Below are 1,321 nucleotides of genomic sequence, written 5' to 3'. Positions count from 1 at the left end.
GCGTTGAGTTCGTTCTCGGCGACGACGTCGGCGAGGGCGCGGGCGGCGGCGAGCATCATGTCGGTGTTGACGGTGCGGGACTGGGCGTCGAGCAGGCCGCGGAAGACGCCGGGGAAGACCAGCACGTTGTTGATCTGGTTGGGGAAGTCCGAGCGGCCGGTGGCCACCACCGCGGCGGTCTTGCGGGCGATGGCGGGGTCGACCTCGGGGTCGGGGTTGGCCAGCGCGAAGACGATGCCGTTCTCGGCCATCGCGGCGACGTCCTCGCCGTCCAGGACGTTGGGGGCGGAGACGCCGATGAAGACGTCCGCGCCGCGCACGGCCTCCTTCAGCGTGCCCGTGACGCCCTCGGGGTTGGTGTTGTCCGCGATCCAGCGCAGCGCGGATTCCGGGCTGGCGGAGACGAGGTCGGGGCGGTGGCTGTGGACGACGCCGTGGATGTCGGCGACGACCGCGTGCCGTACCCCGGCCGCGATCAGGAGCTTGAGGATCGCGGTGCCGGCCGCGCCGGCGCCGGACATCACGACGCGGACGTCGCCGATGTTCTTGCCGACCACGCGCAGGGCGTTGGTGAGGGCGGCCAGGACGACGATGGCGGTGCCGTGCTGGTCGTCGTGGAAGACGGGGATGTCGAGGGCTTCGCGCAGGCGGGCTTCGATCTCGAAGCAGCGGGGGGCGGAGATGTCCTCGAGGTTGATGCCGGCGAAGCCGGGGGCGATGGCCTTGACGATCTCGACGATGGCGTCGGAGTCCTGGGTGTCCAGGCAGATCGGCCAGGCGTCGATGCCGGCGAAGCGCTTGAAGAGGGCGGCCTTGCCCTCCATGACGGGCAGGGCGGCCTTGGGGCCGATGTTGCCCAGCCCGAGGACGGCGGAGCCGTCGGTGACCACGGCGACGCTGTTGCGCTTGATGGTCAGGCGGCGGGCGTCCTCGGGGTTCTCGGCGATGGCCATGCAGACGCGGGCGACGCCGGGGGTGTAGACCATGGAGAGGTCGTCGCGGTTGCGGATGGGGTGTTTGGAGGCCATCTCGATCTTGCCGCCGAGGTGCATCAGGAACGTGCGGTCGGAGACCTTGCCCAGGGTGACGCCCTCGATGCCGCGGAGCTTTTCGACGATCTCGTCGGCGTGCTCGGTCGAGGTGGTGGCCATGGTGACGTCGATGCGCAGCTTCTCGTGGCCGGAAGCGGTCACGTCCAGGCCGGTCACGGACCCGCCGGAGGACTCCACGGCCGTGGTCAGCTCACTGACCGCGGTCCCCGACGCGGGAACCTCCAGCCGGACCGTCATCGAGTACGAGACGCTGGGCGCCGTTGCCATGG

Annotated in this window: 1 protein-coding gene; it reads right to left on the bottom strand. The window is 70.5% G+C overall.

The features are described from left to right. Positions 1–1,319 (bottom strand): malic enzyme-like NAD(P)-binding protein (locus tag ACX9I7_RS32600; RefSeq protein WP_459389400.1); only part of this gene is annotated, 1,319 nt, incomplete at its 3' end. Positions 1,320–1,321 lie beyond the last annotated feature (2 nt).

Source organism: Streptomyces sp. L500 (assembly GCF_054551825.1).
This window is presented reverse-complemented; position numbering and strand designations above follow the sequence as displayed.